Annotated in this window: 6 protein-coding genes; 4 read left to right on the top strand and 2 right to left on the bottom strand. The window is 70.3% G+C overall.

The genetic code is table 11. From position 1 onward, the window contains the following. Positions 1-105: 105 nt before the first annotated feature. Positions 106-2226: an FG-GAP-like repeat-containing protein gene (locus K6I34_RS26520; RefSeq protein ID WP_229329306.1), complete on the bottom strand. Its 2121-nt coding sequence runs from the start codon at positions 2224-2226 to the stop codon at positions 106-108. Between the two features lie 925 nt (positions 2227-3151). Here K6I34_RS26520 and K6I34_RS26515 point away from each other — a divergent pair. From K6I34_RS26515 to K6I34_RS26500, 4 genes are all read left to right on the top strand, one after another. Further along, entirely contained in the window at positions 3152-4312 is a 1161-nt protein-coding gene (locus K6I34_RS26515; protein ID WP_229329304.1) for a transposase, read from the top strand. A 118-nt stretch (positions 4313-4430) separates the two neighbouring features. Continuing rightward, positions 4431-5120 carry a response regulator transcription factor gene (locus K6I34_RS26510; protein ID WP_229329302.1) on the top strand — a complete coding sequence of 230 codons (690 nt, stop codon included), beginning with the start codon at positions 4431-4433 and terminating at the stop codon, positions 5118-5120. A 35-nt stretch (positions 5121-5155) separates the two neighbouring features. After that, positions 5156-6487, top strand: coding sequence for a cell wall metabolism sensor histidine kinase WalK (locus tag K6I34_RS26505; protein ID WP_229329300.1), 1332 nt, complete (start codon positions 5156-5158; stop codon positions 6485-6487). A gap of 132 nt (positions 6488-6619) precedes the next feature. Continuing rightward, positions 6620-6982: an ATP-binding protein gene (locus K6I34_RS26500; protein ID WP_229329298.1), complete on the top strand. Its 363-nt coding sequence runs from the start codon at positions 6620-6622 to the stop codon at positions 6980-6982. Positions 6983-7073: 91 nt separating this feature from the next. Here the strand turns inward: K6I34_RS26500 and K6I34_RS26495 are convergent. Continuing rightward, positions 7074-7873 (bottom strand): cation transporting ATPase C-terminal domain-containing protein (locus K6I34_RS26495; RefSeq protein WP_229329296.1); only part of this gene is annotated, 800 nt, incomplete at its 5' end.

Here is a 7873-nt window from a genome sequence, read left to right as displayed (position 1 = left end):
GCTGCGCATGGAGGAAGTCCTGTGGAGTGGGATAAGGGTGGGAGAACGGGGCACCGCCGCGAGGGGTCCCTCGCGGCGGTGCGTCTACGGGGCGGGGTGTGCGCGTCAGCCGAGGTCGCTGCGGTACCAGTTCCAGCTGCCGAACTTCTCGCTGTCCCAGACCTTGTTCGGGCCCGAGATGCCGGAGGCGTTGCCGAAGAAGTTGAAGAGGGTCACCTTGCCGTCGCCGTTCGGCTGCTCGCCGTTGTTGTAGAGGACGCCGAGGTCGGCCTTGCCGTCACCGTTGAAGTCCCCGGCGATCAGCTTGCTGCGGTCGGCGTTCCAGCTGCCGGTCGAGCGGTCGTTGTTGTCCCAGAAGACCTTCGGGGCCGAGATGCCGTCCGCCGTGCCGTAGCCGATGTGGAAGGCGGTCTGGTTGTTGCCGGTCTTGTCCTGGCCCTTGTCGTAGAGGATGCCGAGGTCGGCCTTGCCGTCGCCGTTGAAGTCCGCCGCGATCGGCTTGCTGCGGTCGGCGTTCCAGCTGCCGGTGGTGCGGTCGTTGTTGTCCCAGACGCGCTTGGGGGCGTTGACGCCGTCCGCGCGGCCGTAGGCGATGTGGAAGGCGGTGCGGTAGTTGCCGGTGTCGTCCTGGCCCTCGTTGTAGAGGATGCCCAGGTCGGCCTTGCCGTCACCGTTGAAGTCACCCGCGACCGGCTTGCTGCGCTCCCAGTTCCAGCTGCCCGTGGTGCGGTCGTCGTTGTCCCAGACACGCTTCGGGCCGCGGATGCCGCCGTCGTAGGAGTAGAGGATGTGGAAGGCGGTGAGGTTGTTCTTCTTGTCCTTGTCCTGGCCCTGGTTGTAGAGGATGCCGATGTCGGCCTTGCCGTCACCGTTGAAGTCCCCGGCGACCGGCTTGCTGGCCCGCCAGTTCCAGCTTCCGGTGGTGGCGTCGTCGTTGTCCCAGACCTTGGCCGGGGCCTTGAAGGCCTTGCCGTCGCTGATGAACTCGTACAGCGTGGTGAGGTTCTTGCCGGTCGGGGACTGCCCCGAGTTGTACAGGGCGGCGAGGTCGCTCTTGCCGTCGCCGTTGAAGTCGCCGATGGTCAGCTTGATGTTGTCGGCGTTCCAGCTGGTGTTGACCGAGTCGTCGTTGTCCCAGGCGTTGACGGGCTCGTCGAAGCCGTGCCCGTTGTTGGTGAACTTGTAGATCCTGACGAGGTTCTTGCCGGTCTTCGACTGCCCGAGGTTGTAGAGGACGGCGATGTCGGCCTTGCCGTCGCCGTCGAAGTCACCCGTGGCGCTGGTGGGGATGGCCTTGTTGGCGACGAAGAAGCCGGAGCCCGCCGACATCGGTCCGGCCTGGCCGCCGGCGTTCTTGGCCCGCACCTTGAGGGTGTGCGCGCCGTCGGACAGCTCGGTGGTGTCGAGCGACATCGAGAACTCGGTGCCGGGGCTGGCGACGGTCTCCACCAGCTTGTCGTCGATGTAGTACTCCATGGCGGACGGGGTGCCGGTCTTCTCCTCCGCCGAGGCGGTGACGGCGACCTGACCGTCCAGGATGGCGCTGTCCGACGGACCGGTGACCTTGGCGACGGCCGGGGTGGCACCGGTGTCCTCGGCGCCCGGCTCGGCGGTGACCGGGCCGTCGACTATCTTGTCGTACTTGTACGCCCGGTAGCCGCTGGTGGGGTGCCCCGACAGCATGGACTCGTTGAAGTTGCCCACGTACCGCTGCGTCGGGACGTGCCGGCCGCTCTCGGAGTAGTAGTAGAACGTCTGGGCCGACCGGTCGATCCACCCGGCGAAGATGACGACGTGGCTGTCGGTGTTGTTGAGGATGTCGCCCGGCTGCAGCTCGGACCGCTTGATCTCGGTCGACACGTCGTTCAGGGACCACGTGTTGTGGCTGTCCTTGAGCTGCCAGGCCATGGAGACATAGCCCGAGCAGTCCTGGCGGTAGCGCCCGCCGGTCGCGTCGTCGTAGTACCAGCTGTAGGGCGAGTTCAGCCCGTTCGAACTGTACGGGACCCGGTTGGCCGACCAGTCTCTGGCCCGTTCGAGCACCTGCTGACGGGTCACTTGCCCGCCGGCGGCCGCGCCCTTGCCCAGGGTTCCGGTCGAGGTGACGGCCCTCCAGTCGGACTGCACCGAGTCGGCGAAGGCGCTGCCGGTGACCAGGGTGACGGAGGCGATGGCGGTGACGAGAGCGAGGGAAGCGCCGCGCGTGGCGGCTTTGTTGCGAAGCAAGGGGTGTCTCCAGACACGTCGGACGTACGCGTGGCGTACGGGGTGATGTGTGGGCAGGCATGCCGAAGAAGGCGGGCATGGGCGTGCGAAGGCGCGGCGTGCGGGGCCCGGGTGGCCCGGGTGGCCCGGGTGGCCCGGGTGGCCCGGGTGGCCCGGGTGAAGGAAAGGCGGAACGAAGAGACGCGCCGGCCTTGGCCGGTGAAGGCAACGCGGCGGATCGTCACGGCTTGCGCGCGGGAAGCCTGCTGTTCAGCTCAGTGGCACTGAATCCCTGGCGGGGGGTGGGGCAATAGGGCTCCTGCGAAAAGTGTGGAATGTGGTGTTGTGAGGGCTAAACCTCACCCCCGGATAGAGATCAACTTAAGTGTCGAGATTGAGGCGAAGCCCTCATCGAGAAGTGAGCTACATCACTTTTACGGCGATTCGCCGGACGGTCGTCTCCGCCTGTTCCGCTTCCGTGCGGGCCGACAACACCCGGCCGGCCCGGGAAAGAGAAGGACCCCGGAGGGATGCTCCCTCGGGGTCGGGCCTGTCCGGCGGGGCACAGTCCATGAAGCCGGGTCACAGCCCCCGGGCGGGCCGCCCGGGGGCGGCCGCGGCCCGGGGTCCGCGCGGTGCGGGGTCCGCGCGGTGCGGGCGGCGGCGCCGGGATCGGGCCCGGACCGATGACCGGTCGTGACCGGTGATACGGGCCCCTCCCCCGAGTTTCTCCCGGCGCGCGCCGCGGCGGTACGGCGGAGCACTGGACATGCTGACAGCGCGCGGGTGAAGAGAACCTGAAGGAGCCTGAAGCCCGTTTCAGCTGAATGCAGCAAGGAGCCCCGGGCATTCACGCCTGGGAGGAATCACTCCTCAACGCCGCTCCGGCCGGGGCGTTTTCATGGATCTGCGCACTGTTGTCAGTGGCTCTCGATAGGCTGAACAGGTGCGGATCGTTGTGCAAGTGAAGCTGACGCCGGAGGCCGGGCAGGCCGCCGCGCTGTCGGCGACCCTGCGTACGGTCAACGAGGCCGCGAACTGGGTATCCGGTGTGGCGTTCGAGCGCGATGTTCCCCGTGAGTACGAGCTGCGGAAGCACACCTACGCGGAGTTGAAGGAGCGCGGGCTGGGAGCGCAGGCCGCCCAGCACGTCATCAAGAAGACGCGGGACGCCTACACCACGTTGAAAGCGAACATCCGCGCAGGGAACCTGGGCAAACCGGGGTCGAAACGCAGGGCCAGGGCGGAATCGAAGCCGGTCGCCTTCCGGCCCAATGCCGCGCATCCGTACGACGACCGATGCCTGTCCTGGCAGTACGACGCCCAAACAGTGTCGATCTGGACCACTGCGGGGCGGCTGAAGAACGTCCGCTTCGCCTGCTCCCCGAGCGCGCTCAAGATGCTCCGCGAGCACCGCAAGGGAGAATCCGACCTGGTCGAACGCGACGGCGTGTTCTACCTGATCGCCGTCTGCGATGTCCCCGAGGCCCCGCTGAATGAGGAGCCTGCCGGGTTTGTCGGCGTCGATCTCGGCATCGTCAACATCGCCACCACCTCCACCGGTTACCGCGCCGCCGGGCGCGGTCTGAACCGGCACCGGGCCCGGCAGCTCGCGCTGCGGAAGAAGTTGCAGGCCAAGGGCACCAAGTCCGCGAAGCGCCTGCTCAAGAAGCGCTCCCGCAAGGAAGCCCGGCACACCGCCAACGTCAACCACATCATCTCGAAGACCATCGTCACCGCCGCTGAACGCACCGACTCCGGTATCGCCCTGGAAGATCTCACAGGCATCCGCAGCCGGGTACGGCTCCGCAAGGACCAGCGGACCTCTCTGCACTCGTGGAGTTTCCACCAGCTAGCCGCCTTCATCGAGTACAAGGCGCGCCGGGCCGGGGTACCGCTGGTGTACGTCGATCCGGCGTACACCAGCCAGCAATGCTCCGAGTGCGGCCACGTCGACCGGAAGAACCGTGTCGATCAAGCGACGTTCGCCTGCCGGTCCTGCGGGACCGTCATGCACGCGGACGACAACGCGTCCCACAACATCGGCCGCAAAGGCGAGACCGTGTGGACCGCGGGGCGTGAGTCACGCGCCCCTGCCACCCCATAGGAGTGGCTGGACGGAGGAGCCCACCCAGCAGCCAGCTGGGCACTACCTCCAAGCCCGATCGTTCACGACCCGGGTCAAGTTGGCGTGCGGGCGGTTCCCCCTCCGCCATGCTGAACGCATGCGCATATTGGTGGTGGAGGACGACCGGCGGCTCGCCGAACTGCTGCGCCGGGGGCTGAACGCCGAGGGGTTCACGGTCGACCTCGCGCACGACGGCCGGGACGGGCTGCACCTCGCGATGCAGGCGCAGGGCGCGTACGACGTGGTCGTGCTGGACGTGATGCTGCCGGGCCTGAACGGCTACCGCGTGTGCGCCCGGCTCCGCGAGGCCGGGGTCTGGACGCCCGTGCTGATGCTCACCGCGAAGGACGGCGAGTACGACGAGGCCGAGGGCCTGGACACCGGCGCGGACGACTACGTCACCAAGCCGTTCTCGTACGTCGCGCTCGTCGCCCGGCTGCGCGCCCTCGTCCGCCGCGGCGGCCCCGAGCGCCCGGTCGTCCTGCGCGTCGGCGACCTGCACATCGACCCGGGCACCCGCGCCTGCCACCGCGGCGGCACCGAACTCTCCCTGACCGCCCGCGAGTTCGCGGTCCTGGAGTACCTCGCGCGGCGCGGCGGCGAGGTGGTCACCAAGCACGAGGTGCTGGAGAACGTCTGGGACGAGGCGTACCAGGGCGACGTGAACATCGTGGAGGTGTACGTCAGCGCCCTCCGCCGCAAGATCGACGCGCCGTTCGGGCGGCGCACCATCCACACCGTACGCGGGGTCGGCTACCGGCTGGCCGCCGAGGGCGCCGCCCCGTGAGGCAGCCGCGGTCCCGGGGCTCGATACGCGGGCGCGTGACCCTGCTCGCCGCGATCTGCGCCCTGGTCCCCCTGCTGTTCGGTGCCGCGCTGGTGGCCGTCGGGACGCGGGACGGGCTGATGCGCTCGGCGCGCCAGTACCTGGACCGGACCATGGGTGACGCGCGCCCCCTGACCTTCGACTCCTCGTCGGACTACAGCACCGACATCGGCACACTCGCCAAGGCGCTGGGCAAGAACGGCCGCCTGGAGGTCTCCGCGGACATCTCCCCGGGCCGGGAGCTCTTCCTGAACCTGAGTCCGCCCCCCTGGCCCGACGGCTCCCGGCTGTCGCTGCTGCCGTGGACGGACCCCGGGAGCAGGCACCCGCTGTACGCGCTGATGCCGGGCACGAACGACACGTACACCAACCCGCTCCTGCTCGTCTCCAACCCCCTGCGCTACGAGCAGCATGAGCTGAACACCATCGTCCTGGCCCTCGCCGGCGGCGTGCTCGCGGCGACCGCGGCCGTGGCGGGCATCACCTGGTTCGCGGCCGGGCGGGTGCTGCGCCCGGTGGAGTCCATCCGTACCCAGTTCGCCGAGCTCAGCGCGCACCACCTGGAGCAGCGGGTGCCCGTGCCCCCGACCCGCGACGAGGTCGCCCGCCTCGCCGGGACGATGAACAGCACCCTGGACCGGCTGCAGGCGTCGGTGGACCGGCAGCGCGCGTTCGTCAGCGACGCCTCGCACGAACTGCGCGGTCCCCTGGCCGCCTTGCGCGCGGAACTGGAGATCGCCCTCGCCCACCCCGGCCGGGCGGACTGGGTCGCGGTGGTGGAGGCGGCCCTGGGCGACACGCAGCGGCTGCAGCGGCTCACCACCGACCTGCTGCTCCTCGCGCGCCTCGACGCGGCCCCGGCCACGGGCCCGCCGGGCAGCGGGCCGGTCGACCTGGTGGCCCTGGTACGGGAGGAGACGGCACGGCGCCGCCCGCCCGGCCGGCTGACCCTGCGGGTGGAGTCGGTGGCGGGACCACTCGTCGTACGGGGCCGGCAGTCGCTGCTCGCCCGGCTGCTCGGCAACCTCCTCGACAACGCCGAACGGCACGCGCTGCGCTCCGTCACCGTCCGCGTCGCCCGGGACGAGGTGCGGTGCCGGGCCGTCGTGCACGTCCAGGACGACGGCCCGGGCATCCCGCTCGCCGACCGCGAGCGCGTCTTCGAACGCTTCACCCGGCTCGACGACGCCCGGACGCGCGACGCGGGCGGTACGGGCCTGGGCCTCGCGATCGCCCACCACGTCGCGACCGCGCACGGCGGGACACTGCGGATCACGGGGGCGGGGCCGGGGGCACGTTTCACGATCACCCTGCCTTTGGCCGCGTGAAGCGGCGTGAGGCGGCATGAAGCGGCGGGAAGCGACGGGAAGCGGCATGGGACGGGATGACCGGAGATTTCCGGTCATGCCTCTCCGATCCCTGGGTATGCGCCCGGGCGAGGAGACAGAAGGAGTCACCGCATGGTCGTGATCGAATTCCCCCACGGGGACGCCGCCGGGGCCCGCCGCGCGACGGCGGAGTTCCTGGCGCGGAACTGCCCCTGGGCCGACCTCGACGCCGTCGTCCTCGTCGTATCCGAGCTGGTCGCGAACGCGATCCGGCACACCGGCGGCTGGTGGCGGCTGTGCGTACGGGCGGTGCAGGGCCGCCTGGAAGTGGAGCTGGCCGACGCGAGCCCGCGCGTCCCGGTGGCCCGCGCGGCGGACCTCACGGGAGGCGGTGGCCTGGGCTGGCACATGGTGGAGCGCCTGGCGCAGCGGGTGGAGGTGACGACCGACACCTTGACGGGCAAGACGGTCAGGGCCACGTGGACCGCCCCGTAAGGGGGCGCCCCAAAGGGGCGCGGGGCTGTGTTGTATTTGCGGCTCCGCCGCGTGGGCGCGCCCGGCCCCCACCGGCCCGCGGTGAAACGCGCTAGCGTGCCAGGCCCAGCCCGACCCGGCGGGTCGCAAACCACAGCGCTGTCCCGTACGCGCCCAGAACCACGGCCATCAGGCCGTAATAGAGCGGCGGAAGCGCCGTCATCCCCAGCACCGCCCCCACCGGCGAAACCGGAAGCAGCAGGCCGATCACCGCCAAGCCGCAAGCCGCCCACCGGATCGGCCCGAACCCGCACCCACGGACCCCCTCGGCCGCGTCCCGCCCGGCGCGCAGCAGCAGCACGACGAACGCCTGCGTCAGCAGGTTCTCCGTGAACCACCCCGAGTGGAACGCCTCCTGCCGCTCCCCGTCGCCGAACGGCCCCACCGCCAGCGCCAGCACCCCGAAAGTGGTCAGGTCGGCCACCGCGTTCAGCAGGCCGAAGCCCGTCATGAAGCGGAAGAGCGCGCGCGGCCGCAGCACCGTCGGGTGCCGCAGGGCCCGTGCCCCGGAGCGGTCGAAGGCCAGGGACAGCTGTGCCGCGTCGAAGCACAGGTTCTGCACGAGCACCTGGGCGGGCAGCATCGGCAGGAACGGCAGCAGCAGCCCGGCCACGAGCATCGCGATGACGTTGCCGAGGTTGGAGGAGAGGGTGATGCGCAGGTAGGCGGCGATGTTGCCGGTGCTGCGGCGTCCGGCGAGTATCGCCCGGTCCAGCGCGGTGAGGTCCTTCGAGGCGAGCACGATGTCGGCCGCCTCGCGGGCCACGGCCACGCCGTCGCGCGGGCAGATCCCGACGTCCGCGGCGTGCAGCGCCGCCAGGTCGTTGACCCCGTCGCCGAGGAAACCGACGG

Source organism: Streptomyces sp. UNOC14_S4 (assembly GCF_020740835.1).
Taxonomy (GTDB): domain Bacteria; phylum Actinomycetota; class Actinomycetes; order Streptomycetales; family Streptomycetaceae; genus Streptomyces.
Note: the sequence above shows the minus strand (reverse complement) of the source record. Positions and strands in the feature narration are given on the sequence as shown.